20 protein-coding genes and 1 pseudogene are annotated in these 25,547 nt (G+C 71.9%); 8 read left to right on the top strand and 13 right to left on the bottom strand.

Annotation, left to right across the window (positions count from 1 at the left end; genetic code table 11):
• Positions 1-106: 106 nt before the first annotated feature.
• Positions 107-2,371, top strand: coding sequence for an HNH endonuclease signature motif containing protein (locus tag QQA02_RS02775; protein WP_284863255.1), 2,265 nt, complete (start codon positions 107-109; stop codon positions 2,369-2,371).
• 6 nt (positions 2,372-2,377) lie between these two features.
• Here the strand turns inward: QQA02_RS02775 and QQA02_RS02770 are convergent, their stop codons facing one another.
• The 5 genes from QQA02_RS02770 to QQA02_RS02750 form a co-directional block, all read right to left on the bottom strand.
• Positions 2,378-3,811, bottom strand: a complete 1,434-nt coding sequence (locus tag QQA02_RS02770) for an ATP-binding cassette domain-containing protein (protein ID WP_284863254.1) — start codon at positions 3,809-3,811, stop codon at positions 2,378-2,380.
• Between the two features lie 11 nt (positions 3,812-3,822).
• The gene (locus QQA02_RS02765; protein WP_284863253.1) at positions 3,823-4,551 is read right to left on the bottom strand and encodes a hypothetical protein; all 729 of its coding nucleotides are present in this window, start codon (positions 4,549-4,551) and stop codon (positions 3,823-3,825) included.
• Entirely contained in the window at positions 4,535-5,341 is an 807-nt protein-coding gene (locus tag QQA02_RS02760) for an ECF transporter S component (RefSeq protein WP_284863319.1), read from the bottom strand. Before QQA02_RS02760 ends, QQA02_RS02765 begins: the two co-directional genes overlap by 17 nt.
• Before the next feature lie 180 nt (positions 5,342-5,521).
• Positions 5,522-6,511, bottom strand: a complete 990-nt coding sequence (locus QQA02_RS02755) for a nucleoside hydrolase (RefSeq protein ID WP_284863252.1) — start codon at positions 6,509-6,511, stop codon at positions 5,522-5,524.
• Positions 6,508-7,551 carry a DNA primase gene (locus tag QQA02_RS02750; protein ID WP_284773002.1) on the bottom strand — a complete coding sequence of 348 codons (1,044 nt, stop codon included), beginning with the start codon at positions 7,549-7,551 and terminating at the stop codon, positions 6,508-6,510. Before QQA02_RS02750 ends, QQA02_RS02755 begins: the two co-directional genes overlap by 4 nt.
• Positions 7,552-7,936: 385 nt before the next feature.
• Here QQA02_RS02750 and QQA02_RS02745 point away from each other — a divergent pair, with 385 nt between their 5' ends.
• The 3 genes from QQA02_RS02745 (at position 7,937) to QQA02_RS02735 (ending at position 14,079) form a co-directional block, all read left to right on the top strand.
• A complete protein-coding gene (locus QQA02_RS02745) occupies positions 7,937-8,767 on the top strand; it encodes a shikimate 5-dehydrogenase (RefSeq protein ID WP_284863251.1) in 831 nt (276 codons plus the stop codon).
• Between the two features lie 136 nt (positions 8,768-8,903).
• Positions 8,904-9,773 (top strand): hypothetical protein, encoded by an 870-nt coding sequence (locus tag QQA02_RS02740; RefSeq protein ID WP_284772998.1) that lies wholly within the window; start codon positions 8,904-8,906, stop codon positions 9,771-9,773.
• A 535-nt stretch (positions 9,774-10,308) separates the two neighbouring features.
• Positions 10,309-14,079, top strand: coding sequence for a multifunctional oxoglutarate decarboxylase/oxoglutarate dehydrogenase thiamine pyrophosphate-binding subunit/dihydrolipoyllysine-residue succinyltransferase subunit (locus QQA02_RS02735; protein WP_284772996.1), 3,771 nt, complete (start codon positions 10,309-10,311; stop codon positions 14,077-14,079).
• Between the two features lie 148 nt (positions 14,080-14,227).
• On the opposite strand, the gene QQA02_RS02730 is transcribed toward QQA02_RS02735, so the two are convergent.
• Positions 14,228-14,986 carry a type 2 periplasmic-binding domain-containing protein gene (locus QQA02_RS02730; RefSeq protein WP_284772994.1) on the bottom strand — a complete coding sequence of 253 codons (759 nt, stop codon included), beginning with the start codon at positions 14,984-14,986 and terminating at the stop codon, positions 14,228-14,230.
• Positions 14,987-15,012: 26 nt separating this feature from the next.
• Positions 15,013-15,720, bottom strand: coding sequence for a YflT domain-containing protein (locus tag QQA02_RS02725; RefSeq protein ID WP_502870966.1), 708 nt, complete (start codon positions 15,718-15,720; stop codon positions 15,013-15,015).
• A 261-nt stretch (positions 15,721-15,981) separates the two neighbouring features.
• On the opposite strand from QQA02_RS02725, the gene QQA02_RS02720 reads away from it, so the two are divergent.
• The 3 genes from QQA02_RS02720 (at position 15,982) to QQA02_RS02710 (ending at position 19,184) form a co-directional block, all read left to right on the top strand.
• Positions 15,982-17,433, top strand: a complete 1,452-nt coding sequence (locus QQA02_RS02720; RefSeq protein WP_284772993.1) for a magnesium transporter MgtE N-terminal domain-containing protein — start codon at positions 15,982-15,984, stop codon at positions 17,431-17,433.
• A complete protein-coding gene (locus QQA02_RS02715) occupies positions 17,426-17,968 on the top strand; it encodes a DUF1003 domain-containing protein (protein ID WP_075663633.1) in 543 nt (180 codons plus the stop codon). Before QQA02_RS02720 ends, QQA02_RS02715 begins: the two co-directional genes overlap by 8 nt.
• A gap of 85 nt (positions 17,969-18,053) precedes the next feature.
• Positions 18,054-19,184, top strand: a complete 1,131-nt coding sequence (locus tag QQA02_RS02710; protein WP_284772991.1) for an Mrp/NBP35 family ATP-binding protein — start codon at positions 18,054-18,056, stop codon at positions 19,182-19,184.
• 187 nt (positions 19,185-19,371) lie between these two features.
• Here QQA02_RS02710 and QQA02_RS02705 read toward each other — a convergent pair whose 3' ends face one another.
• The 6 genes and pseudogenes from QQA02_RS02705 to sigE form a co-directional block, all read right to left on the bottom strand.
• Positions 19,372-19,902: a NifU family protein gene (locus QQA02_RS02705; RefSeq protein WP_284863249.1), complete on the bottom strand. Its 531-nt coding sequence runs from the start codon at positions 19,900-19,902 to the stop codon at positions 19,372-19,374.
• A 10-nt stretch (positions 19,903-19,912) separates the two neighbouring features.
• On the bottom strand, positions 19,913-22,036 hold the full coding sequence (feoB, locus tag QQA02_RS02700) for a ferrous iron transporter B (protein ID WP_284772987.1): 2,124 nt from the start codon (positions 22,034-22,036) through the stop codon (positions 19,913-19,915).
• A gap of 1 nt (position 22,037) precedes the next feature.
• The gene (locus QQA02_RS02695) at positions 22,038-22,373 is read right to left on the bottom strand and encodes a FeoA family protein (protein ID WP_284772985.1); all 336 of its coding nucleotides are present in this window, start codon (positions 22,371-22,373) and stop codon (positions 22,038-22,040) included.
• 574 nt (positions 22,374-22,947) lie between these two features.
• Positions 22,948-23,287 (bottom strand): annotated as a pseudogene (gene tatB / locus QQA02_RS02690) (Sec-independent protein translocase protein TatB); the annotation flags it as partial.
• Between the two features lie 150 nt (positions 23,288-23,437).
• On the bottom strand, positions 23,438-23,848 hold the full coding sequence (locus tag QQA02_RS02685; protein ID WP_284863248.1) for an anti-sigma factor family protein: 411 nt from the start codon (positions 23,846-23,848) through the stop codon (positions 23,438-23,440).
• Positions 23,849-23,962: 114 nt separating this feature from the next.
• Positions 23,963-24,613, bottom strand: a complete 651-nt coding sequence (gene sigE / locus QQA02_RS02680) for an RNA polymerase sigma factor SigE (RefSeq protein ID WP_284863247.1) — start codon at positions 24,611-24,613, stop codon at positions 23,963-23,965.
• 235 nt (positions 24,614-24,848) lie between these two features.
• On the opposite strand from sigE, the gene QQA02_RS02675 reads away from it, so the two are divergent.
• Complete coding sequence (locus tag QQA02_RS02675) at positions 24,849-25,532, top strand: O-methyltransferase (RefSeq protein ID WP_502870965.1); 684 nt, start codon at positions 24,849-24,851, stop codon at positions 25,530-25,532.
• Positions 25,533-25,547 lie beyond the last annotated feature (15 nt).

Raw genomic sequence — 25,547 nt, 5'->3', positions numbered from 1 at the left:
GTCGCTAGCATCGACACCAGAGAGCACGGACAGAACTCGGGGGAATTCACGCGGCGAGGGCCGCAACCACCGGGAACGGACCATCACCGACGAGGGGGTGACTCTGATGACCGCGACCACCAAGAACCGCTCCGATGACCCGCGCGTCGCGGAGATCACCGCTCTGGCCCGCACCTGCGCCGAGTCCATGGAGAAGATCTCCGAGCTCCTCGACAGCGGCCTCGACGCCCACGCGTTCACCGCGACAATCCCCGCCATCAAGGAGCTAGAGACCTCCCTGGCATCCAAGGCGATGGTCGACGCCGCCTTCGCCCACCTCTCCGAGGTCCACCGCGCCGGCAACCTGACCGGCACCTCGAAGACCCACCTCTTCCTCGCCGAGACGCTCGGGATCTCACGTAAGGAGGCCTGGGCGCGCATCGAGGCCGCGAAGTCCATCTACGGCCCCGCCCAGCCCGCCGCGGCCGGGCCGGCGGAGCCGGGGGCTGAGAACAATGCGGCCGGCCGCCCCGCAGACTCTGACGAGTCCCGCGTCAGCCGGACCGACGGGGCCGGTCAGACCGACAGTGGCGCCGCGGGCACGGACGCCGCCGGGGACAATCACGGCACCGGAGACGCTGACGGCGCGAGCCAGGCCGACGGCGCCGCCACCGGCAACGCCTCCGCCGCCGGCAACGCCTCCGCCGCCGGCAACGCCTCCGGCGACGACACCGCCGACGGCGCCTTCAACCCCTTCGACACCTTCGCTCCCTTCGACACGTTCGCTCTCTTCGACACTGAGCGCGAGCAGCAGGAGCGGGAGCAGCGTGAGCGCGAGGAACGCCTCCGCTGCGAGGCCGAGGAGCGTGCGCGCGAGGAGGCCAAGCGCCGCGCCGCGGAGGAGCGCCGCCGCAAGGCGGAGGCCGACAAGCGCGAGGCCAACCGCCTTGCCCGCGCCAGAAAGCTCGCCGCCGAGAAGGCCCGGATCATCGACACCGAGCTCAAGACCCTGCTCGACTCCGCGATCATCGGTCGCGAGGAGCTGCGCAAGGAGGCCATCCTCGAGGCCGACAAGCGCTCCCCGGAGGACCTGCGCGCCTGGCTGCGCGCCCGGATCGCCGAGGTCAACCTGGGGGCGCGCGACCCGCTCGCCCCGTACAAGAACCGCTACGCCTGGCTCTCCCCGATCGGCGCCGACGGGTCGGCGATACTCCAGGTGAAGCTGACCCCACCGATGGTCGCGCTGGTCGAGGAGCTCTTCGCCGACGCCCTGAAGCCCGGCGCCGACATCCCCGACCTCACCCCGGACGCCCTTCCGAGCGACGGCCCCAGGCCCACCAGGAAGAAGGACAACCGCACCGCCAAGCAGCGCAAGTGCGACGCCGTCTTCCAGGCCCTGGTCCACTACGCCGCATCCGCCGATAAGGCCAGGGGCTGCGCCGGCCTGCTGATCTCGCTGACCGCCGAGCACCTCGACGAGATCGACGAGGCCGCCGTGGCCATCAGCAGGAATCTCGAGACCATGGGCGACGCCGGCCGCCTGGACCCGGGCACGACCCCGGTCTGGCGCAAGGCCTACCCCACCAACACCTCGGTGGACCTGACGCTCTTCGACATGCTCGCGCTGCAGGCCTCGGCCTACGACATCGAGATCCTGCACTCCCGCAACGGCGACCCGCTGCACGCCGGGCGCTCGCTGCGACCGGCGAGCTTCATGCAGAAGGCCGCCCTGGTCGCCACCGAGCTGGTCTGCTCCTACCCCGGCTGCACCGAGCCGGCCATCGCCTGCGAGGTCCACCACCTCGTCGCCTGGCTGCTCGGCGGCCGGACGGACGTCGAGAACCTCACGCTCAGATGCAAGGACCACCACGGGGACAACAACGACAGACGAGATCCCCGGTGGAAACGCGGATGGGCCGACAGAGACCCCGAGACCGGGAGAGTCGGACACACCGGATTCCACACCGCCGACGGACTGACCCCGGTGGATCTCAACGAGACCTCCCGGGCCGGCCGAGCCGCCGGCGCGAGGATCCGCGACGCCAACGCCGACCCACCGCCGGGCAGTACCCCGCGCGCCGGTGCCCCCGGGGCTGCCGAGAACCCTGAGCCGACCAATGATCCCGGTACGCCTGTGTCCGAGGTACCCGACTGGCTCGACGACTACGAGGACTACCTCGCCGAACGGGCCGAACGCGACGAGGACGACGCGACCGACCATGCCGCAGGCGGCGATGCCTTCGGCGATGTCTTCGGCGACGCCTCCGACGGCACCGGCTCCGATGACGCCGCCGACGCCCACTACTGCGACCACGCCGACCCCGGCGCGGACGACGACGAGGACGACGAGGACGGCGGCGGCTGGGTCCAGCCCGGGCTCTTCATCGCCTGACGGGCGTCACCGCCTGCCGTGCGGTGCCGCCAGATCGACCGGCCGGACCGTCGCGTAGCCGCCGACCTCCTCGACGAAACCGACGTCGTGGCAGGTCAGAACCACCGCGGCCCCCGAGGCCAGTACCTCGGCGATCAACCGGTGCGCCCGGGCGCGCCCCTCGTGGTCGAGCCCCACGTCGGGCTCGTCGAGCAGGACCACGTCCCGGCCCAACCCGGTCACCGCCGCCAGCTGCGCGATCCGAAGGTCGGCCCGCGCCAGATCCAGCGGATGTTCCTCCGGGTCGAGCCCACAGGCCTTCCACCTCCCGGCCGAGCCGACCCACCGCCCGACCGTCGGGTCGACGGCCTGGTCGCCGGGGTCCTGCACGGCCAGGGCGACGGAGACGTCGACCTCGGCCGGCGTCGGGCCCAGCCCTGCCAGCGCCCGCAGCAGCGTGGTCTTGCCCGAGCCGTTCGCCCCGCGCAGCCAGACCACCTCGCCTGCGGTAAGGCTCAGGTCGACCGGCCCGAACCAGTCGCCGGCCCCGTGGTCATGCCCTGGTGTGGACGCGGCCCCGGTGCCCTCCGGAACCACCCGGGCAGCCTTCGATTTCCAGGAGAAGAGCTTCCCGAGCACCCGCCGGAGACGCCCCTGCGGATCCGGGGCGTAACCGGGCCGGGCGACCAGTCCGCGGATCTCCGCGACGGTGTCCGAACAGTGGTCGCCCGCGGCACCAGCGGCCTCAGTACCAGCGGCCTCAGCACCGCGGGCTCCGTCGCCGCGGGCTCCGTCCCCGGCGGCTCCGCCACCCGCCGGCCCGACCCGCTCCGGCAGTTCCACCGGCCCCGGGCCGGTGACCGGCACCAGCCGCACCCGGCCGTCGTCACCGTCCGACGGGCTCAGGGCCCGCGCCCCGCCGAGCTCGACCACCGGCGCGGTCCCCAGCACCAGGACCCGGCCGCCACGGTCGGCGAACCGGCGGCACAGCCCCGCCAGGCGTTCGCGCGCCTGCGGGTCCAGCCCGGCGAACGAGTCGTCGAGAACCAGCGCGTCCGGCTCGGTGGCCAGCACACAGCCGACCGCGAGCCTGCGCGTCTGCCCGCCGGAGAGCCGAGCGGGGTCGCGCTCCGCGAGCCCCGAAAGCCCCAGCCCCTCCTCGGCAAGAAGCCCGGCGACGCGCGCCTCCATCTCCGCGCGCTCCACCCCGCGCTGCTCGAGCGGGAAGGCCAGTTCCTCGGCCACGGTCGCCCGAAGACCAGTGACGTGCAGGTGTGCGTCCTGTTCGACCAGGCCGAGCGTGCCCCACCCGGCGGGAGGCCTGGCGCGCAGCCGGGCGCCCAGGCGGCTGAGCCCCGCACCGGACGGGGCGACCAGCTGCAGGACCTCCCCCGCCGCGAGCTCGCCGGCGACAGCGTCCACGAGGGCGTCGACCCACGCCTCGACCCGCGTCTCGTCCACATCACCGCCTGTCACAACAACCACCCCGCACGCACCGCCCACACCGCGGCGACGACGAGCGCCGCGCACGGGACGGCGAGCAGGCGCAGCACGCGCTCGCCCGGGACGTCGTCAATCGGGCGGAAGGTGGTGCGCCTGCCCGAAAGCCCCACGCCGGCCGCCTCGAGGGCGCCCGAGCGCCCGACGGCGCGGGTCATCAACAGCGAGACCAGCGGCACCACGGTCCACGGAAGCACGGTGCGCGCGCCGACGCGGCGGCCGGCCAGGCGGTTGGCCTCGCCGACGGTGCGGGCGGCGTCGCGGGCCTCGGGAACGGTCTGCAAGGCGCCGGCGACCAGGTAGGCGGGTTTGCCGCCGAGGCCTGCCTGCTGCATGGCCACGGCCAGGCGCGGCACGTCGGCGGCCACGGCGGCGGCGATGACGACGGCCACCAGCGCGAGGACGCGCAGGCCCAGCACCCCGGCCACGGCCGCCCCGTCGAGGGTGAAGCCAGGCGCCACGCGGTGCTCGCCGAAGGGGATGTGGATGATCGCCGCGCTGGCCGCCACCGGCACGGCGACCATCAGGCTTCCCGGGATGACGGTGCGCGCCCGCCCGCGCAGTACGGCGTGGGCGAAGACGAGCGTGACGACGGCCGCCGAGAACCACGCCCGGTTGACGCCGAGGACGAGCAGCCAGGCGGCCGCGGCGAGCGCGAACCCGGTCAGCGGGTTGCCGCCCGCCCTACGCGCCGGCGCCACCGTCGACGGCACCGACGCCCCGGCCACGCGCGGCGGGCACCGCGTCGGGGGCCCGGAACGCACGCAGCGTGCGCTTGGGCAAGGCCTTGATCGTGCCCCACACGGCGAGCATGACCAGCGCCTTGTCCAGCGAGTCGGACAGGATCGACTGCAGGGTCACCGAGCCGAGCAGCGAGTTGCCCATCTCACGGAAGAGGGAGACGACCGCGCCCGTGCCCAGTCCCGAGGTGCCGCCGTAGACGAAGGCGGCCACCGGGGCGGCGATCATCGCGGTGACCACGCCGATCAGCGCGCCGACCACGGCGGTGAGCACGATGTTGCGCAGCACCCCGCGGCGCACGGCCCAGCCGATGAGCAGGCCGGTCACGGCCGAGCCCGCCGCGAACGGCAGGGCCGAGGGGTTGAACACACCCCAGACCACGGAGCTGAGCGCACCGGTGGCCAGGCCCGCCACGGGCCCGCCGAGCGCGGCGACCAGCGCGGTGCCCAGGGAGTCCAGGTAGAGCGGCAGCGGGGTCATGGTGCCGACGATCTGTCCGACGACGATGTTCAGCGCGATGGCCACCGGGATCACCGAGACGGTGCGCACGGGAAGTCGCGGCACGGTCGCGCACAGCAGCAGCACCGCCCCGCCCAGGTAGCCGAGCAGCGTGACGACGGCCTGCCAGGACCCGCCGACGCTCTCCCAGTCACCCGGGCGGGTGAGCACCAGAAACAGCCAGGTACCGGCGATCAGGGCTCCACCGCCGACGGCCCCGGCGCGCTGCAGCGGCGTCCGGGCCGGTGTCATCTTCGCGGAAGAGTCCGTGGCGTGGTGGGCGGGATTCGGTGACATGGTGTTCCTCTGCGTCGGGCGGCGCGCGGTGCGCCGGCGTGGGCGGGGCCGCGGTGTTGCCCGCGGTTCGCCTCCGGCTATGTCACCTCGCCGGGGCGCTCCCCTTCTACCCGCGCATGCTACCCCACGGGCGGTTCAACGCAGGAAACCAGCCAGCGCTTCCGCCGAGCGCAGCAGCTCGGCGCGCGCCCCGGCCACGTCGACGTCGTCGACGATCAGGGCGTTGCTTGCCGACGCCGCGCCCGTCGCCGTCGCGTTTCCCTCCCGGTCGGCGGTGGTCCGGCCGCGGTGCTCGCCCCCGGTGTCGACGTGCACGCGGGCGGACGTGCCGGTGAAGTCGACTGTGCCCAGGGCGATCATGCAGGTCACGGCGTCGTGGATCTGGGCGAGGTAGCCCTCGCCGACGGCACGGTGGAACTCGAAGTACCAGCGCAGCATCTCCGGCAGGCGCTGCGCGACGGGCACCTGCCCGAGGGCTGCGATGAGCCGGCCCAGGAGGTCCGGGTCGACGGTGAAGCGTTCGGTGACCGCGAGCGAGCAGACGGTCACCGGGGTGCCGGAATCGAAGAGCTCGGCGGCGGCGTGCGGGTCCACCCAGGAGTTCCACTCAGCGTGTGGAGTGGTGTTCCCGGGGTAGTCGTAAGCGCCGCCCATCAGGGTGGTCCGCGGCAGACGAGCCCCGGCGCGCAGCCGGAAGGCCGCGTCGGTGGCCGGGCCGGTGACGATCAGCCGGTCGGCTCCCGCCTTGTCCCAGAGATCGGTCAGGGCCTGCGGGCCGGCGGGCAGGCGGTGCGGGTCAACCTCGGCGCGCAGATAGCCGGTGCCGGTGGGCCCGTGGGTGTCCGGGGTGGTGGTCAGCGCGACGTGCTCGGGGGCTTCGAGCCCCGCGACGACGGGGATCTCACCCAGGCGGCACAGCCGCAGGATCCAGGCGCTGTTGGCGGCGGCCTGGTGTGCGGTGGTGTTGCCGGCGGTGGCGCTCACACCGGTCAGGGTGATCTCGCCCGCGACGTGCAGGCCGGCGAGGTAGACGAGCGCCAGCGCGTCGTCGATGCCGGTGTCGCAGTCGATCAGGACGCGCGGGGCGCCGGTGTGGGCGCCGCCGGTCGGGCGCTCGGGGCTCACCTGTCGGCCGGCTCCCCGGCCTCCCCGGAGGTCTCCCCCGCCGCGTCCCCGGCGGTATCCCCGGCCTCGGCGCCGCTCACGCCGTCAGCGTCGTTCGACTCGGAGCCGTCGGCGTCGTCCGAGTCCTCGTCGTCTTCGTCCTCGTCATCATCGAGGTCGTCGTCATCGTCCTCGTCGAGATCATCGTCGTCCTCGTCGTCGAGGTCGTCGTCGATGTCCCACTCGAGGTCGTCCTCGTCGTCGAGCTCCGCGCCGCCGAGCAGCCCGGCGCCCGAGGTGGCCACCACGTCGTCGTGGTCGGCGCCGTAGAGGTCGTAGACGTCCGGCTCGAGGAAGTCGTCATCGACGGGCATCAGCTGGCTCTCCCAGTTCTCGGCCTGCTCGGCCGCCAGCGCCAGCACGTCGAAGAGCTTGTCGAAGTCGGCGAAGGAGCCCAGCTCCAGGATCTCCTGGGAGGCCAGCGCGGCTTCGTCGGAGAGGTGCGCGAAGAGCCGCTGCCGGTCGGCCTCGGTGAGCACGGCGTCGTCCTCGGAATTGCTCTCCCACAGCTCGTCGATGGCCTGGTCGACCATGTCCTCGTACTCGTCGCTGGTGGTCACGAAGCTGACGGTGGCGCGCGGGACGTCGTCGACCGCGGCGACGAGCACCTGGAGCTCAGAGGCGGTACCCACCTCGGCGCGCACCAGGTTCGGGTCGGCCGGGTCCTGGAAGAACTCCAGCTCCCCGATGCGCTCGTCGGTGCCGTCGAGCAGGTCGCGCAGGACGGTGATCACCTGGTCCTCGGCCATGTGCGCGGCGACGGTGCGCACCGCGTCCTCCACTGAGAAGACCACGGAGACCAGGGCGGCCGAGAAGTCCTCGTCATCCTCGTCGACGTCCGCGGCGGCGATGTAGACGTTCGCGGCCGGCAGGTGCGGGTCCACCTCGACGAATTGGATCTCCACGTCCGAGGTGATCGGCACGAAGAGCACCTCGCCGCCGACTCTCGACTCGATGCCGTCGCTGTCCAGCGCCGTTGCGATGTCCTCGAAAAAGCTCATGTCCATTTACCTTCCACTGGGGAGAGATTCCGTCAGGAACGGTCCAAGAGAGTCCAACAGAACTGGGCGATCGAACACGGCCCGCACCGTCCGGGGACAGGCCCCGGGAGCGAACCGTCGCCCAGCCTAGCGGCACCGGCCCCCTCCCGTCCCGCGCCGCGCACCACGCACCCACCCGGACACGCACCCGCGGGCCTCCCGGACCTGCCAACATGACCCCCGAGAAGTTCCACCACCCGGACACGCACCCGCGGGCCTCCCACGCGCGACGTCGTCAATCGAACGCAAGGCGCCGCACCGCACCCTCGAAACCGCCTGTGACCCGGCACACCGGCGCCGCCCGGAGAGTTCGCGGGCGGCTCCCGGAATGTTCTACGGTGGCCCCATGCTCACTTCCCGGCAACAGGTCAACCGTCTCGACCGCGAGACCGCACTGTGCATCTCCCTGGCCGCGCGCCCCTCGAACCACGGCGTGCGCTTCCACAACTACCTCTACGCCGAGCTCGGACTGAACTTCGTCTACAAGCCGATCGCGCCCGCGGACATCACCGCGGCCGTCGCCGGCATCCGCGGCCTCGGGATCCGCGGCGCCGGGGTCTCCATGCCGTACAAGCAGGAGGTCATCCCGCTGATCGACCACCTCGAGGACTCCGCGGCGCGCATCGACGCGGTCAACACGATCGTCAACGACGAAGGCGAGCTGACCGGCTACAACACCGACTACACGGCCGTCGCCTCACTGCTCGAGCAGCACGGCGTGGACCAGACGCTCCCGGTGGCCGTGCGCGGCTCGGGTGGGATGGCCAACGCCGTCGTCGCGGCGCTTACCGACCACGGCATGCGCGGCACCGTTGTCGCGCGCAACCACGTCACGGGCACCTCGCTGGCCGGCCGCTACGACTGTGAGTTCTCCGGCGTGGTGCCCGACGACGCCCGCCTGCTGGTCAACGTCACCCCGATCGGCATGGAGGGCGACATGGCCGAGGAGCTCTCCTTCACGCCGGAGGAGATCGACCGGGCCGAGGTCGTCTTCGACGTGGTGGCCTCCCCGGTCAACACCCCGCTGATCCGCGCCGCCCGCGAGGCCGGCAAGCCGGTCATCTCGGGCGCCGAGGTCGCCGCTCTGCAGGCCGCCGAGCAGTTCGCCCTCTACACCGGCGTGCGCCCCACCGCCGAGCAGGTGGCCGCCGCCGAGGACTACGCCTCGCAGCGCTGACTCAATTTCCGACGCCGCGCCGCTCGCCCGGTGCGCGCGGCCGGGCGGGCGTAGGCTGGCCTGCGTCCAATGCCCGGCACATAGCGGTCTCTGCGTGAGGCCGGGCGCCCCGACCGACTGACGAGGAGACCCGCCCGTGGCCCTGTTCCGCCGCAAGAAAGACGAACCCGAGGTCCTCGACCCGGAGCCCGAGACCGACCTCGAGGCTCTCGCCGAGGTCGAGGTCGACGGCTCGGCCAAGTGGCTCGTCGCCGTCCTCGACCGCGCCGCGCGCGTGCAGACCACCGTCGTGGAGAAGCACGTCGACCGCCTCAAGCGCAAGAACCCCGACGCCGACGCCGCGGAGCTGCAGGCCAAGCTCGACAAGCAGTTCCGTAACGCCGTGACCGGAACCGGCGCCTCCTCGGGCGGGGCCTCGGCCATCCCCGGCATCGGCTTCGTCACCGGCGCCGTGGCCATCGGCGCGGAGTCCGTGGTCTTCGTCGACTTCGTCGTCGCCTACACGATGGCCAGCGCCTACCTGCGCGGCATCGACATCCGCGACCCGCGCGAGCGCCGAACCATCGTCCTGGTCAGCCTGCTGGGCTCCAAGGGCTCCGTGGTCATCGACACCCTGCTTCCCGACGGCCTGTCCACCACCGGCCTGCCGGCCGTGGCCAGCCTGTCGCGCCTGAGCGGGCCGACGCTCAACGAGGTCAACAACCGCCTGGTGCGCACGGCGCTGAAGAGCGTGAGCAAGCGCATCCGCCGCGCCTGGCTGGGCAAGCTGCTGCCGATGGGCGTCGGCCTGGTCGTCGGCTCGGTGGCCAACCGCAAGCTGGCCGCCCACGTCATCGAGCACACCAACGAGGCCCTGGGCCCGGCCCGCTTCGGTGAGGGCCTGCCGCGCGGCGGCGTCATCGACGCCGAGCCGGACACCCCCATCGACGCGGGCGCCTCCGACGCCACGGACGCCGAGGACGCCGCCAACGCCGCGGACGCCGTCGCGAAGGCGGACGCGGAGTAGGCCCGGCGCCCGCCGGGTCCCACGCGAAACACACCCGCCCAATCAGATGCGCCCCGGGGCCACCCGCCCCGGGGCCACCCGCCCCGGGGTCTCCTCATATCTCCCGTGCCCAGCCCCGTCCCCGGCACCCCGGGCCGCCGCATGCCCGCGACACGGCGCAGCATGGGCTGTACCGCATATAAGCTGCACCGGCTCACCCCGGTGTGCGGGTGACAGGACCGCCTTCCTCAGCTTGTCTTCACTGGTCCCCAAGGCTCACCCCGGTGTGCGGGTGACAGGACAACAACCCACCCCGGGTGACGGCGACCACCCGCGCGCCCGCGTACCATAGCGGGCACGGATGCGGGCTGTATTGTCTGCCCGGTGATCGATCCACCCCCGGATGTGGAGTCGACCTCCGGGAAACAACCCCGGACAGGGGTCACCCCCGCCCGTCTCCCCCGGTCGGCGGCGGACGTGACCACTCACCGTGTACCGCGAACTACAGTTGAGACAAAGACGACAGACAGCAATCGAAATGAGGCGAGAAACTGCCGTGAGCAGCCCTAGCACTTTCGGCCAGAATCAGTGGCTGGTCGACGAGATGTTCCAGCAGTGGAAGGACGACCCCAACTCCGTCGACAAGGAGTGGGCCGCCCTCTTCGAGAAGAAGGGCGCCCCGGAGGCCCCGGACGCGCCGCAGACCGGCGGGTCGGGCCACACCGGCACCGCTAAGAAGGGCGAGGGTGACGTCACCCGGCCCGACGCCGCCGCCCGCGCCGCGGCCGGTGACGGCCCGGCCACGAACCTGACCGACAAGCGCGGCGGCGCCGGCAAGAACCCGGAGGCCACCCCGGGCGACGCCCCGGCGCGTCAGCCCCGCGTGCGCACCAAGCCGGAGTCCCCGCTCAACCAGGTCAAAAACCTCCCGGAGCCGGGCGAGAAGCAGCTCAAGGGCGCGTTCAAGGCGATCGCGAAGAACATGGAGGCCTCGCTGTCCATCCCGACGGCGACCACCGTGCGCGACATGCCGGCGCGCCTGATGTTCGAGAACCGGTCGATGATCAACGACCACCTCAAGCGCACCCGCGGCGGGAAGATCTCCTTTACCCACATCATCGGCTGGGCCATGATCAAGGCCGTCCAGATCCACCCGGCGATGAACGTCCGTTACGAGGAGATCGACGGCAAGCCGCACGTGGTCAACCCCGAGCACGTCAACCTCGGCCTGGCCATCGACCTGCCGAAGAAGGACGGCTCGCGCAGCCTGGTCGTCGCCGCCATCAAGGAGTGCGAGACCAAGACCTTCGACGGCTTCGTCGAGGCTTACGAGGACATCGTCGCCCGCTCCCGCAAGGGCAAGCTGACGATGGACGACTTCCAGGGTGTGACCATTCAGCTGACCAACCCGGGCGGCATCGGCACCCGCCACTCGATCCCGCGCCTGACCACCGGCCAGGGCACGATCATCGGCGTCGGCGCGATGGATTACCCGGCCGAGTTCGCCGGCGCGTCCACGGACCGCCTGGCCGAGCTGGGCGTCGGCAAGCTCGTCACCATGACCTCGACCTACGACCACCGCGTCATCCAGGGCGCGGAGTCCGGCGAGTTCCTGCGCGAGATGTCGCGCCTGCTCGTCGACGACGAGTTCTACGACGAGATCTTCGAGGCGATGGGCATCCCCTACTCGCCGATGCGCTGGGCCCAGGACCTGCCGAACACGGGCATCGACAAGAACACCCGCGTCATGCAGCTCATCGAGGCCTACCGCTCCCGCGGCCACCTCATCGCGGACATCAACCCGCTGAACTGGCACCAGCCGGGCCTGCAGATGCCGGACCACTCGGACCTGGCCATCGAGAACCACGGCCTGACCATCTGGGACCTGGACCGCACCTTCAACGTGGGCGGCTTCGGCGGCAAGGAGTCCATGACGCTGCGCGAGGTGCTCAAGCGCCTGCGTGACGCCTACACCCTCAAGGTCGGCTCCGAGTACACGCACATCCTCGACAACGAGGAGCGCAACTGGCTGCAGGACCGCCTCGAGGCGGGCATGCCCAAGCCGACCAACGCCGAGCAGAAGTACATCCTGCAGAAGCTCAACGCCGCCGAGGCCTTCGAGAACTTCCTGCAGACCAAGTACGTCGGCCAGAAGCGCTTCTCGCTGGAGGGCGCCGAGGCGCTGATCCCGCTGATGGACGCCGCCATCGACACCGCCGCCGGCCAGGGCCTCGACGAGGTCGTCATCGGCATGCCGCACCGCGGCCGCCTCAACGTGCTGTTCAACATCGTGGGCAAGCCGCTGGCGACGATCTTCCACGAGTTCGAGGGCACCCAGGAGAACCCCGGCCAGACCGGCGGTTCCGGCGACGTGAAGTACCACCTGGGCATGACCGGCAAGCACATCCAGATGTTCGGCGACGGCGAGATCGACATCACCCTGGCCGCCAACCCCTCGCACCTCGAGGCGGTCGACCCGGTCATGGTGGGCATCGCGCGCGCGAAGCAGGACATCCTGGACAAGGGCGCCGAGGGCAAGACCGTCATGCCGCTGATGCTGCACGGCGACGCCTCCTTCACCGGCCTGGGCGTGGTCCAGGAGACCCTGAACCTGTCCCAGCTGCGCGGCTACACCGTCGGCGGCACCGTCCACATCGTGGTCAACAACCAGATCGGCTTCACCACCACGCCGGACTCGGGGCGTTCCTCCTACTACGCCACCGACATCGCCAAGGCGTACGGCTGCCCGGTCTTCCACGTCAACGGCGACGACCCGGAGGCCGTCGTGTGGGTCGGTCACCTGGCCACCGAGTACCGCCGCCGCTTCGGCAAGGACGTCTTCATCGACCTGGTCTGCTACCGCAAGCGCGGCCACAACGAGGCCGACGACCCGTCGATGACCCAGCCGGAGATGTACTCCCGCATCGACGCCCGCGACTCCGTGCGCGCCAAGTACACCGAGGACCTCATCGGCCGCGGCGACCTCACCGAGGCCGACGCGGAGGCCGCCGCCCGCGACTTCCACGACCAGATGGAGGCCGTCTTCAACGACGTCAAGGAGTCCGAGGGCGAGCCGGAGCTCGAGCAGACCGGCATCACCTCCTCGCAGGAGCTCACCCGCGGTCTGGACACCTCCATCTCCAAGGAGGAGCTCTACGAGATCGGCCAGGCCTACGCGGACGCCGGCGGCGAGGACTTCGAGTTCCACCGCCGCGTGCGCCCGGTGGCCAAGCGTCGTCTGCAGTCGGTCCGCGAGGGCGGCATCGACTGGGGCTGGGGCGAGCTGATCGCCCTGTCCTCGCTGGCCAATGGCGGCAAGACCGTCCGCATCGCCGGTGAGGACACCCGCCGCGGCACCTTCACCCAGCGCCACGGCATCGTCTTCGACCCGAAGACGGGCGAGGAGGCCAACCCGCTGGGCGAGCTCGCCGCGGCCAAGGGCAACGGCGGTAAGGTCATGATCTACAACTCGGCGCTGACCGAGTACGCGGGCATGGGCTTCGAGTACGGCTACTCCGTGGGCAACCCGGACGCCTTCGTCGCCTGGGAGGCGCAGTTCGGCGACTTCGCTAACGGCGCCCAGACCATCATCGACGAGTACATCTCCTCCGGTGAGGCCAAGTGGGGCCAGCTGTCCAAGGTCGTCCTCCTCCTGCCGCACGGCTACGAGGGCCAGGGCCCGGACCACTCCTCGGCGCGCATCGAGCGCTACCTGCAGATGGCCGCCGAGGGCTCGATGACCATCTCCCAGCCGTCCACCCCGGCCAACCACTTCCACCTGCTGCGCCGCCACGCGCTGGGCACCATGTCGCGCCCGCTGGTCGTCTTCACCCCGAAGTCGATGCTGCGCAACAAGGCCGCCACCTCCTCGGTGGAGGACTTCACGGAGGTCACCAAGTTCCACTCGGTGATCAACGACCCGCGCCTGGTCGACCTGGACGGCAACGTCATCGGCGACGCCGACAAGGTCACCCGCATCCTGCTGGTCTCCGGCAAGCTCTACTGGGAGCTGGAGAAGCGCCGTGCGGAGGACAAGCGCGAGGACATCGCGATCATCCGCCAGGAGATGCTGCACCCGATCCCGTTCAACCGGCTGCGTGAGGCCTTCGAGTGCTTCCCGAACGCCGAGGAGGTCGTGTTCTGCCAGGACGAGCCGGCCAACCAGGGCCCGTGGCCGTTCCTGCACGAGCACCTGCCGGAGCTCATCCCGGACATGCCGCCGATGCGTCGCGTCTCGCGTCGTGCGCAGTCCTCGACGGCGACCGGCATGGCCAAGGTGCACCACGCCGAGCAGGCCAAGCTCCTCGATGAGATCTTCGCCGACTGAGCGCCGCGTGACCGCCCCGGCCGCCCCGGGTGACCCCGGGCGGAGGGGCTGAAACGCAAGAAAGCGGCCCCGGGTTCACCCGGGGGCCGTTTCTTCTTGTGCCCTGTTGCGCCTGGCGCCGGTCTCTCCCCCTCCGGCGCGGCCGGGCTCAGTCGAGCATGTCGGGGTTGGACTCGCCGAGCCACTCGTAGATGATCTGGTCGGGCTCCTCGCCGTCCTCGACGCGCTCGGCCATCTCCTGCAGGTCGTGCGTGGTCAAAAGGCGCGTCAGATCGTTGAGCCCCTTCTTGCCCCAGCGGTTGACGGCCGTCTTGCGGTAGACGGGCACTATGTTCTGCGGCAGCGCCTCCCCCGCGCTTTCCGACGTCGCACCCCTCCCCGATGCGTCCTTGTCCACCTTGGCGTCGGGCACCGCGCCCTGCGAGCAGCCCTCGGCCGGCGAGGGGTCGGGCACGTCGTAGTCGCCCGGCAACGCTCCAAGCAGGGCGTCGTAGGTGCGCTGGCCGGCGTCGCCGGCGGTGGGGTTGTCGGAGGCCTCCGCGGCGGTGAACTCCTCGTCGAGTGTCTCCGCGGCCTCGGGCCGGACGTCGGCGAGCAGCTGGCCGGTGCAGCCGATGACGAGGTCGGCCCCGCCGTCGGCGAGCCACTCGAGCTGGCCGGCCTGCCCGCGCTCGGAGTCTGGGTCGACGGTCTCGACCACGCCGTGGACGTCGCCCTTGGCCAACGCCCAGCGGTAGATCTCCGCGAGCAGCCGGTTCTCCGGGTCGCCGGCGGAGACCTGGATGACCACCTCGCCGTCGTCGTCGCCGACGCGGTAGGTGGGGGTGGCCTCGTTCGTGCAGCCGGCCAGGCCGGCCATGGTGGCCAGGCCGGCCAGGACCGCGGTGGTCTTCCGGGCAGCGCGCATGCGCCTCATCCTAGCCGGGGCGGGTCTCAGTCCCGCCGACCCGCCTCGGGCTCCCCACCCGTCGTGTCGTCGCGCACGGTCTCGTCGCCCACGGCGCCGTCACCCGGGACGTCGTCACGCGCGACGTCGTCAATCGGCACGTCGTCCTGCACGGGGCGGGACTCGCCCGCCCACCCGGTGCCGGAGGCCTGCGCCGGGGCGGGCGCGGCCGGGGTCTGCGGCAGGCTCGCGCGGCCGCGGTGGCCCAGGTTCATCCCGGCGATGGCGTCGCGGGCCTGCGGGGCCAGCGGCGGGTCACAGAGGATGTCGTAGCGGCCGGCGACGATCTGGGTCTGCGAGGTGAAGTCGCGCGCGCCCTGGCTCATCGCGTAGGGCACGGCGGCGAGCACCATGCCGAAGATCGCGCCGACGACGATGCCCGCCAGAATCGGCAGGAAGAAGGCGTTCGGCGTGAACAGCCCGAAGAGTAGACCGAAGAAGATACCCATCCACGCGCCCGAGGCGGCACCGCCGGCGAGCACGCGACCCCAGGTCAGGCGCCCGGTCACGCTCTCGACCTCCATGAGGTCCACGCCGACGATGACCAGCTTGTCCACGGGGAACTCGCGGTCGGAGAGGTTGTCCACGGCCTCCTGGGCGTCGGCGTAGCTGTCGAAGCTGCCCACCGGCCAGCCGGCGGGGCGCTCGCGCAGGGGTCGGCGGCCGGTGCCGGTGGTGCCTCGGGGGTTCGTCATCTTTCTTCTCCTTCGTCGTCTCTGTCTGCTCTCGCGTCTTCGTCTGAGGCGGGGCCCGCGGGCGTTCTTGCCCCGGCCACGTTCTCGCCGCGACCGCGTGCTTGCAGCGGCCGCGCTTGCGACGGGTGTGAAACCCTGCGGTGTGACCGCAGATCCCTGTCCGCGCGGGTGTGGCATGGGTCCGCGTCGGCCCCGCGTCCACCTGATACAACGCGCGGCCGACTCCGAAAAGTTCCCGGTCGACGGCTAGCATCAGGTCCCATGAGTGCCATTTCCCGCGTCTACGCCGGCCGTCTGGCGGGCATGACCGTGCGCGGCCCCGACATGGACGCCATCGGGCGCGTGCGAGACGTCGTGGTCACCGTGCGTCCCCAGCCGCAGCCCTCGCGCGCCCTCGGCCTGGTCATCGAGCTGGTGACCAAGCGCCGCGTCTTCGTGCCGATGCTGCGCGTCGCCGCCATCGAGCCCGGCGAGATCACGCTGACCTCCGGGTCGGTGTCCATGCGCGTCTTCCAGGTCCGCGCCGGCGAGCTGACCGTCCAGGGCGACCTGGTCGGCGCCAAGGTGCACACCGACGACCCCGACGCCGAGCAGCTGCACGGCCGTGCCGTCGAGATCGCCGACGTCGAGTTCGAGCGCAGCCGCACCCGCGACTGGGTCATCTCGCGCATCGCGCTGGTGCCGGGGCGCTCCCGCTTCGGCCGGGCCCGCGAGCCCGTCATCGTGGAGTGGTCGCACGTGCACGGTGTCAGCGCCGGCGGCGTCGGGCAGACGGACACGCTGGCCGAGACGATCGCGGCCTTCCGCGACATGCGCCCGGCCGACGTGGCCAACTACCTGCACAACCTGGCCCCGGCCGCGCGCCACCAGCTCGCCGAGCAGATCAACGACGAGCGCCTGGCCGACATCCTCCAGGAGCTCCCGGAGGACTACCAGGCCGAGATGCTCGAGGCCCTCGACATCGAGCGCGCCGCGGACGTCCTCGAGGAGATGGACCCCGACGACGCCGCGGACATCCTCCAGGAGCTGCCCGACACCACCGCCGAGGTGCTGCTCGACCTGATGGACCCCGAGGAGTCCGCCCCGGTCCGTCGCCTGATGAGCTTCTCGCCGGACACGGTCGGCGCCCTGATGACCTCCGAGCCGCTGATCCTGCCGCCGCAGACCACGGTGGCCGAGGCGCTGGCACTCGCACGCGACCCGGAGTTGACGACCTCGCTGGCCTCGCTGGTCTTCGTGGTGCGCCCGCCGACGGCCACGCCGACCGGGCAGTACCTCGGCTGCGTGCACCTGCAGCGGATGCTGCGCGAGCCGCCGTCGACGCTGATCTCGGGCATCCTCTCCCCCGACCTGCCGCCGCTGTACGCCGACGACTCCCAGGAGACCGCCGCGCGCTACTTCGCCACCTACAACCTGGTGTGCGGGCCGGTCCTCGACGACGACAAGCACCTGCTGGGTGCCGTCGCCGTCGACGACCTGCTCGACCACCTGCTGCCGGAGGACTGGCGCGAGACGGGCCTGCGCCCCGAGTCCGCGCGGCCCGCCTCGCAGGCCGCCGCCGAGACCGGGCAGGCTTCCCAGGCCGCCGCCGAGACCGGGCAGGCTTCCCAGGCCGTCGCCGAGACCGGGCAGGCTTCCCAGGCCGCCGCCGGGACCCGGCAGGCCCCCCAGGCCGCCCCCACCGAGCCGCAAAAGGAGGACCACGATGGCTGAGTCCGAGCGCAACGCACTGGACACCCCGGTCGCCGCCGGGCGGCGCCGGCTGTTCAACATCACCGACGACTCGGTGGGCGCCGTCGCAGAGAAGGTCGCCCGCTTCTTCGGCACGGGCCGCTACCTGATGTGGCAGACCGTCGTCGTGGTCGTCTGGATCGCCCTGAACATCGGCGGCTTCGCCTGGAACTGGGACCCCTACCCGTTCATCCTGCTCAACCTGGCCTTCTCCACCCAGGCCGCCTACGCCGCCCCGCTGATCCTGCTCGCGCAGAACCGCCAGGAGGACCGCGACAAGGTCACCCTGCAGAACGACCGGCGCCGCGCCGAGCAGACGAAGGCCGACACCGAGTTCCTCGCCCGCGAGCTCGCCGGCGTGCGCCTGGCCGTCGGCGACATGGTCTCCCGCGACTACCTGCGCGGCGAGCTCGAGGAGCTGCACGACGTGCTCGGCCGCATCGAGGCCAAGATCGACGACGCCGCGGCCGACGACCAGGAGCACCCCTCCGAGCTGTCCGAGCCCACGAAGGGCTGAACGCTACCGCGCCCGCGCCCGCGCCCGCGGAGCCCCGCCCCGGGCGTGGCCTCCGCCGGGGCGCGCGGCTAGAGTCGTGGGCGTTATGTTTACTGTCACCGAAGATCAGGTCCGCGAGGCGCTCACCCGCGTCGAGGACCCCGAGCTGGGTCGCCCGATCACCGAGCTGGGCATGGTCAAGTCCGTCGCGGTCGACGGCTCCTCCGTCGCCGTGGAGATCTACCTGACCATCGCCGGCTGCCCGATGCGCGACACCCTCCAGCAGAACACGTACGCGGCCGTCGCCGAGCTCGACGGTGTCGACGAGGTCACCGTCACCACCGACGTGATGGACGACGCCCAACGCAAGGCGCTGCGCGACCAGCTGCGCGGCGGCGCCGAGCCGGTCATCCCCTTCGCCCAGCCGGGCACCACCACCCGCGTCTTCGCGATCGCCTCCGGCAAGGGCGGCGTGGGCAAGTCCTCGGTGACGGTCAACCTGGCCGCCGCCCTGGCGGCCAAGGGCCTGCGCGTGGGCATCGTCGACGCGGACATCTACGGCCACTCGGTGCCGACCCTGATGGGCTCGGACCAGCAACCCAGCGTGATGGAGGAGGACATGATCCTGCCGCCCATCGCGCACGGGGTCAAGATCATCTCCATCGGCCACTTCATCGAGGGCAATGCGCCGGTGGTCTGGCGCGGCCCGATGCTGCACCGCGCCCTGCAGCAGTTCCTCACCGACGTCTTCTGGGGCGACCTCGACGTGCTCCTGCTCGACCTGCCGCCCGGCACCGGCGACGTGGCCATCTCGGTCGCGCAGCTGATCCCGAACGCGGAGCTGGTCGTGGTGACCACCCCGCAGCACGCGGCGGCCGAGGTCGCCGAGCGCGCCGGCACGATCGCCCAGCAGACCCGCCAGCGCGTCGCCGGCGTGGTGGAGAACATGTCCGCGATGGTCATGCCGGACGGCAGCACCATGGAGATCTTCGGCTCCGGCGGCGGCGCGCGCGTCAGCGAGCGCCTGACGGCCCTGACCGGCGGCGAGGTGCCGCTGCTCGGCCAGATCCCGCTGGATCCGGCCCTGCGCACCCACGGCGACGAAGGCACCCCGGTCGTCCTCGCCGAGCCCGAGAGCCCGTCGGCCAAGGCGTTCGCCGCCATCGCAGACAAGCTCGCGGTGCGCCGCGACTCCCTGGCGGGCAAGCCGCTGGGTCTGGGCGTCACGCCCAACTGACCCCCGCGGCCCCGGCGCGGCACCAGGGCCCGCAAACGGGTCCGGACAACCGGACCCGGACACAGAGAAGGGGCGGAAGGCTCACAAAAGCCTTCCGCCCCTTCTTCAATGCCACCCGGCGGCCCAGGTGCAGCCCGGCGGCCCGGGCCCAAGCCCCGCCCCCCCCGGCCGCCGACCCCGGCGGCGCCTACGCCGCCCGGCGGACCTCTTTCAGCCACGGGCAGCGCCGGCGCAGCAGGTGCTCGAAGCGGGCGTGCATGGTCACCACGGCGGCCGCGCAGTCGGAGCACTCGCCGCGCAGGGCCACGTCGACCACGCCGTCGCGGACGCGGACGACCTCGAAGCGCCCGCCGTGGGAGGCGATGTACCGGCCGAGGCGCACGTCGGCGACGTCGCGCGCGGCGTTTTTCAGCACCTCGTCCGCGTCCGTCTCCCGGGCGTCGGACGCCGGGCGCCACTTGCGCGGCGTCGTCAATGCGTCCGTCACGGCGCGGCGCACGGCCGCACCGCTTCCAGCCCAGTCGTGGCCGGGCGCCAGCGTCGTCAACACGGCGTCGGTGCGCACCTCGACGCGGGCGAGCGTGCCGTCGTCGATGAGGGCCTGCAGGAGGCCCGGCACGCGGGCGACGTCGCCGGTGAAGCCGAGGTGGCCGTCGGGGATGACCCAGCGCAGTGTCGCCGGGTCGGCGGTCGCCTCGGGGTGGGTCGGGACCAGCATGGCCGCCAGCCTACATCGCCAGCGCGACGACGGTGTGCGTCAGCGCGCCGAGTCCCCAGGCCAGGGCGAACATGTAGCCGTAGGCGACCACCGGCCACTTCCAGGTGCCGGTCTCGCGGCGCATCGCGCCGGCGGTGGCCATGCACTGCATCGCGAACATGAAGAACACGAGCACGGCGGAGATGGTCGCCGGGTTGAACACGTTGTCGCCGGCGGCGTGCAGGACGGTGTCGTGCTGGTATGTCATCGACTCCATCTGGGTGACCGGCTCCTCCGGGTCCTCGGCCGCGGCGATCTGGCCGAGGGTGGCCACGAAGGTCTCGCGGGCCGCCAGCGAGGAGACGACGCCGACGTTGAGGCGCCAGTCGAAGCCGAGCGGGGCGAAGACGGGCTCGAGGAAGCGTCCGACGGCGGCGGCCGCGGAGTTGTCCATCGTGTAGGCGGTGCGCTGGGCGTCCAGCAGAGCCTCGAGGTCCTCCGGGTCGTCGACCACGGAGCCGTCCTCGTCGTCGACGACGGTGGAGTTGTCCGGGGCCTCGACGGCCGCGGCCACGGCGGTGCACTCGGTGTCCTGGGCGCAAAAGGCGTCGAACTCGTCGTCGCTGCGCATCGGCACGTTGAGCAGCACCCACAGCACGACCGTGGTGGTCAGGATGATGGTGCCGGCCTTGCGCAGGAAGCCCTTGCAGGAGTCCCAGACCATGATGCCGATGGTCTTCGGGCGCGGCAGGCGGTACGGCGGGATCTCCATGTAGAACGGCAGCAGCATGCCGCCGCGGTCGGTGATCTTCTTGACCACCCACGCGACGATCATCGCCGCGAGCGTGCCGCCCAGGTAGAGCAGGAACATCGCGAAGCCGGCCGCGGAGAACGGGCCGACGCGCGAGCCGTTGGGCACCAGCAGGCCGACCATGATGATGTAGACGGGCAGGCGGGCCGAGCAGGTCATCAGCGGCGCGGCCATGATCGTGGCCAGGCGGTCCTTGGCGTTCGGCAGGGTGCGGGTGGCCATGACACCCGGGATGGCGCAGGCCACCGAGGAGAGCATGGCCACGAAGGCGCGGCCCTCGAGGCCGGCCTTGGACATCACCTTGTCCATCAAAAACGCCGCGCGCGCCATGTAGCCCACACCCTCGAGCAGGGAGATGAGCAGGAACATGATGACGATCTGCGGGAAGAAGCTCAGGACCGCGCCCACGCCGCCGATCACGCCGTCGGCGAGCAGGCCCGCCAGCAGCGGCGCCGAGTCGTCGAGGGCGTCGTGCACGCTGGCACCGGCCCAGCCGAAGAAGTCCTCGAGCCAGCCCTTGAAGGGCTCGGCCCACACGAAGATGGCCTGGAAGAACAGGAACATCACGCCGAGGAAGACCAGGGTGCCCCACAGCGGGTGCAGGAAGACGGCGTCCAGGCGGCGGGTGACCGGGTCCTCGTGCGGCGGCCGGTAGTCGGCGGCCTCGAGGATCGAGTCGCTCCAGGCGGCCAGCTCGACCGGGTCGCTCGGCGGGGTCAACGGGGTGCGCCGCCACTGGTCGATGCCGATGAGCTGCTCGCGCAGCTCGTCGATGCCGATGCCGCGGTGGCCGATGACACGCACGGCCGGCACGCCGACGGCCTCGCCGAAGGCCTCGATGTCCAGCCCGCCGCCGCGGCGCGACAGCTCGTCGGTCATGGTCACGGCCAGGCAGGTCGGCAGCCCCACGGAGAGCACCTCGGCCAGCAGGTTCATCGAGCGGCGCAGCGTGGTCGAGTCGATGACGAGCACGACGGCCTGGGGCCGCTCGACGCCGTTCTGCTCGCCGGAGAGCACGTTGTGGACGATCTCCTCGTCCGGACTGATCGGCTGCAGCGAGTAGGTGCCGGGCAGGTCCTCGACGGTGACCTCGTGGGTCTCGACCACGCAGGTGCCCCGCGAGCGCGAGACGGTCACGCCCGGGTAGTTGCCGGTCTTGGCGTGCAGGCCGGTCAGGGCGTTGTAGACGGAGGTCTTGCCGGCGTTCGGGCTGCCGACGAGCGCGACGACCGGGGCGGTCGGGTTGACCGTGCCGTTGCCGTCGCCGCAGTGGCAGTCGGCGCCGGAGTCGCAGTCGTGGTCCGGGTGCACGCCCGCGTGGACGGGCTTCTTGGCGTTGGTCATCTCAGGCCTCCTTTCCGGCCGGCTCGTCGGCGAGCCGGGTGACGGTGATGGTGGCGGCGTCGCGGCCGCGCAGGGCGATCTCGTAGTCGGCGACGCGGTAGACCGTGGGGTCCTTCATCGGGGCCCTGCGGTGCGGTTCGACGACCGCCCCCGGCACGAAGCCGAGGTTCCGCAGGCGGGCGAGCAGCCTACGGTGCTGTTCGTCCTTGGCGTCGTCGGCGGCGTCGGTGGCGACGATCCGGCCGCGCTCTCCGGGGCGCAGTTCATTGAGTGCGCAGGTCCTGTTGTTGCCGTCCCCCTGGGGATCGGCCGCGGAATGATGGGTTCTAGTCCTCATGTCGTCCCTCGAGACCGTACGTCCACGATCGCAGACATACGATAAACCTATCCTTACGGAGGAGATCCTACCACTGACGTATGTTTGAACCACTATCCCCGCCGAGGCCGGTGGGCAAGTTCACACACTTACCCGTGCCTGGCCTAAGTGAACATCTTTCAGAAGTGTGCCGGGCGGGATTGACGACGCCGCGCGTAGTGCGCGAGGTGCGTCCCTTGCGCATGGCTTCCGGCCCGCGCGGGGAACTACATGATGTCGTCCCAGGAGAACCCGCCGTCGAGGCCGGAGCTCCCGGAACCGGGCGAGGCGTTACCGCCCGCAGCCCCGGGGCGTCCGGAACCGTTCGTGCCGTTCGTGTTGTTCGGGCCGGCGGCGCCGCCAGTGCCTGCAGAGCCTGCCGCGCCCCCGACACCGGCCGCTCCCCCGGCGTGCCCCGCCGTGCCGTACGAACCGTCGCCGGCCGGACCCGACCCGGCGGCGCCGGCGGCACCCGTCCCGGCGGCGTTGGCGGCACCGGAGCGCCGCGAGTCGCGCGGCGCGCGCGTGGTCGGCGGCTCCTCGCCGCGGGCGAGCGCCTCGCGGTAGGCCTGCCCGGCGGTGTCCTCGGACATGATCTTCTTCGGGTCGAAGGAGTCGAGGAACTCCTCGTCGTCGTCGAACAGGGCGTGGGTCAGCGCGGCCTTGGGCCCCATGGAGCGCCACCGGGCCACCTCGGCGATGGGCTTGCGGATCTCGTCGAACTCCGCGCCGAACTCGCCGTCCATCTCCTTCTTGGCGTTGTTGATCGCCTTGCGGGCGGCGAAGAGCGCCGCGCGCACGTCAGTGATCAGCCCCGGCAGGCGCTCGGGGCCGATGATGATCAGGCCGACGACCACTATGAGGAAGATTTCTCCCCAACCGATGTTCTGGAACACATGACCAGCCTACCCAGCCGGGCTCACCGGCCCACAGCCCGCCGACGCGTGTGTCAGGCAGCGCCGGTGCGCGACCGCCCGCACCGGCGGACGTCAGTCGGCGCGAGTGTCAGGCAGCGCCGGTGCGTGACCGGCGCACACCCGGCAGCGTCAGTCGGCGCGCCCGCCGCGGCGCACGGCGCGCAGCAGGGTCTCGACGCGGTCGAGCACGCCCTCGGGCCGCGGCGTCGGGGTCGCGGCGGCGTCCGGGCCGTCGGGGCAGCCGGTCTCGGCGATGTTCTTCAGCCGGGCGAAGAGGTCCGCCGGCATGCTCACCTCGGAGGTGAAGTTCGAGTCGTGGACGACCTCGGAGGTGCGCCGCTGGGCGCGCACCTCCGCGCGGCACTCCGGGCAGTGCACCAGGTGCACGCGGGCGCGGTGCAGCGCCGGGGGCGACAGTTCACCGTCGACGAAGGACACGACGGCCTCGGGACCCAGGTGGTCCACCGAGGCGAAGCGGCGCCGGCGCGGGGTGCGTCGCGCGCCGAAGGTGCGCGCCTCGCCGTCAGCCGTTTCTCTCATGCCCCCAACCTACCCGCGCCCGGGCGACGGGGACCACGGCCCGCCGCACGAGTGGGCTCATGGGCGAGGGGCGCGACGTCGTCAATTGACGGCGCACGCTGCGCAGACGCAGTCTCAGCGCGCGGACTGCGGCAGCAGGAGGCGGGCCTCCTCGTCGTCTCGCGCGGCGGCCATGAGGGCCTCGCGCAGCTGCGAGCGGCCGCGGTGGATGCGCGAGCGCACGGTGCCCATCTTCAGGCCCAGGGTCTCGGCAATCTCGTCGTAGGTCATGTCCGCGACGTCACAGAGGACCACCACGACGCGGAACTCGGGGCTGAGCTGGTCGAGCGCGTCCTGCAGCGCCGGGGTCAGGTGGTTGACCTGGTAGGCCTGCTCCGGGGTCAGCGCAAAGCCGGGCACGCGCTCGTAGTCCTCGGGAAGCGCCTCCATGCGCACCGTGGCGCGGTGGCGGACCATGTCCAGGAAGAGGTTGGTGGTGATGCGGTGCAGCCAGCCGCGGAAGCCACCCGGGCGGTAGTCCTTCAGCGAGCGGAACACACGCATGAAGGTCTCCTGGGTGAGGTCCTCCGCGTCGTGCTTGTTGCCCGAGAGGCGGAAGGCCAGGCGGTAGACACTGTCGGCGTGCTCGGCGACGAGCTCGGACCAGCCGGGCATCTCGGCGACACCGGCGTCGAAGGCCGCCGTGCCCGTCAGATCCGCCGCGTCCGGCTCCCGCCCCTCGGGGGCGTCCGGTGCGGAAACGGTCTCAGGCCGACGTGCTTTCATGGGGATTATCATTCCAAAGATCCATGACAAACTCCACATGGAAGCCTGGTCGACCGCTGTGAACCTGCGAGTGGTTCGCCGGGCGAGGGCCATTCACCCACCGCACGGCGCCGTGGACCCCGCGCGGCGCCGCGGACCGGGCCCACGCGTCGGGTGCCCCCTCCCCCGCCGGCCCGCCACCGGCGCCCCGCGAGCCTGGCACCGGCGCGCGGGCCGCGCCCGTACACTCGTGGGCGTGAGTGAGACTACGAACACCTCCCGCGACCCGTTGGTCGAGTTCATCGAGTCCGCCTCGGCGCCGCTGAGCCCCGCCCCCGAGGCGGTGGCGCACGCCCGCCGCGACGCCGCCGAGTACGAGCTACCCGCCCCCGACGAGGCGACCGGCCGGCTCGTGGCGACGCTCGCGGCCTCGGGCACCGGGGAGGAGCCCGCCGGGGCGATCGTGGCCAGCCCGGCCGCCGCCGTCGTGGGCCTCTACGTCCTCGAGGGACTGGCCGAGCAGGCCGCCGTGACCTGCATCGACCCCGAGGCCGAGCACACCCGGCGCGCCCGGGAGTCCTTCCGCGAGGCCGGCTACCCCGCCGCCCGCGGCCGCTTCCTCACCGCACGTCCGCTCGAGGTGCTCGGCCGCATGGCGCCGGGCGCCTACCAGCTCGTCTTCGCGCAGGTCTCCCCCATGGACCTCAAGGCCTTCATCGACGCGGCCTGGCCGCTGCTCGCCCCGGGCGGCTCCCTGGTGCTCGCCGACGCGCTGCTCGACGCCACCATCGCCGACGACTCGCGCACCGACCGCTCCACGGCCGCCGCCCGCGAGGCGCACGCCCGCGTCGCCGAGCTCGCCGCCGACCCCGAGGCCGGCGCCCTGGTCACACACCTGCCGCTTGGCGCGGGCCTGACGGTGGTCACCCGCCGGCGCTGAGCGCCTGATTAACGA

The organism is Corynebacterium sp. MSK006, from assembly GCF_030232385.1.
Lineage (GTDB): Bacteria > Actinomycetota > Actinomycetes > Mycobacteriales > Mycobacteriaceae > Corynebacterium > Corynebacterium frankenforstense_A.
Note: the sequence above shows the minus strand (reverse complement) of the source record. Positions and strands in the feature narration are given on the sequence as shown.

Coding starts and splice junctions, on each gene's coding strand:
- QQA02_RS02775 (WP_284863255.1), top strand. CDS start 107: ATGACCGCGACCACCAAGAACCGCTCCGATGACCCGCGCGTCGCGGAG.
- QQA02_RS02760 (WP_284863319.1), bottom strand. CDS start 5,341: ATGACACCGGCCCGGACGCCGCTGCAGCGCGCCGGGGCCGTCGGCGGT.
- QQA02_RS02750 (WP_284773002.1), bottom strand. CDS start 7,551: ATGAGCTTTTTCGAGGACATCGCAACGGCGCTGGACAGCGACGGCATC.
- QQA02_RS02745 (WP_284863251.1), top strand. CDS start 7,937: ATGCTCACTTCCCGGCAACAGGTCAACCGTCTCGACCGCGAGACCGCA.
- QQA02_RS02730 (WP_284772994.1), bottom strand. CDS start 14,986: ATGCGCGCTGCCCGGAAGACCACCGCGGTCCTGGCCGGCCTGGCCACC.
- QQA02_RS02725 (WP_502870966.1), bottom strand. CDS start 15,720: ATGACGAACCCCCGAGGCACCACCGGCACCGGCCGCCGACCCCTGCGC.
- QQA02_RS02720 (WP_284772993.1), top strand. CDS start 15,982: ATGAGTGCCATTTCCCGCGTCTACGCCGGCCGTCTGGCGGGCATGACC.
- QQA02_RS02715 (WP_075663633.1), top strand. CDS start 17,426: ATGGCTGAGTCCGAGCGCAACGCACTGGACACCCCGGTCGCCGCCGGG.
- QQA02_RS02710 (WP_284772991.1), top strand. CDS start 18,054: ATGTTTACTGTCACCGAAGATCAGGTCCGCGAGGCGCTCACCCGCGTC.
- QQA02_RS02705 (WP_284863249.1), bottom strand. CDS start 19,902: ATGCTGGTCCCGACCCACCCCGAGGCGACCGCCGACCCGGCGACACTG.
- feoB (WP_284772987.1), bottom strand. CDS start 22,036: ATGACCAACGCCAAGAAGCCCGTCCACGCGGGCGTGCACCCGGACCAC.
- QQA02_RS02695 (WP_284772985.1), bottom strand. CDS start 22,373: ATGAGGACTAGAACCCATCATTCCGCGGCCGATCCCCAGGGGGACGGC.
- QQA02_RS02685 (WP_284863248.1), bottom strand. CDS start 23,848: ATGAGAGAAACGGCTGACGGCGAGGCGCGCACCTTCGGCGCGCGACGC.
- sigE (WP_284863247.1), bottom strand. CDS start 24,613: ATGAAAGCACGTCGGCCTGAGACCGTTTCCGCACCGGACGCCCCCGAG.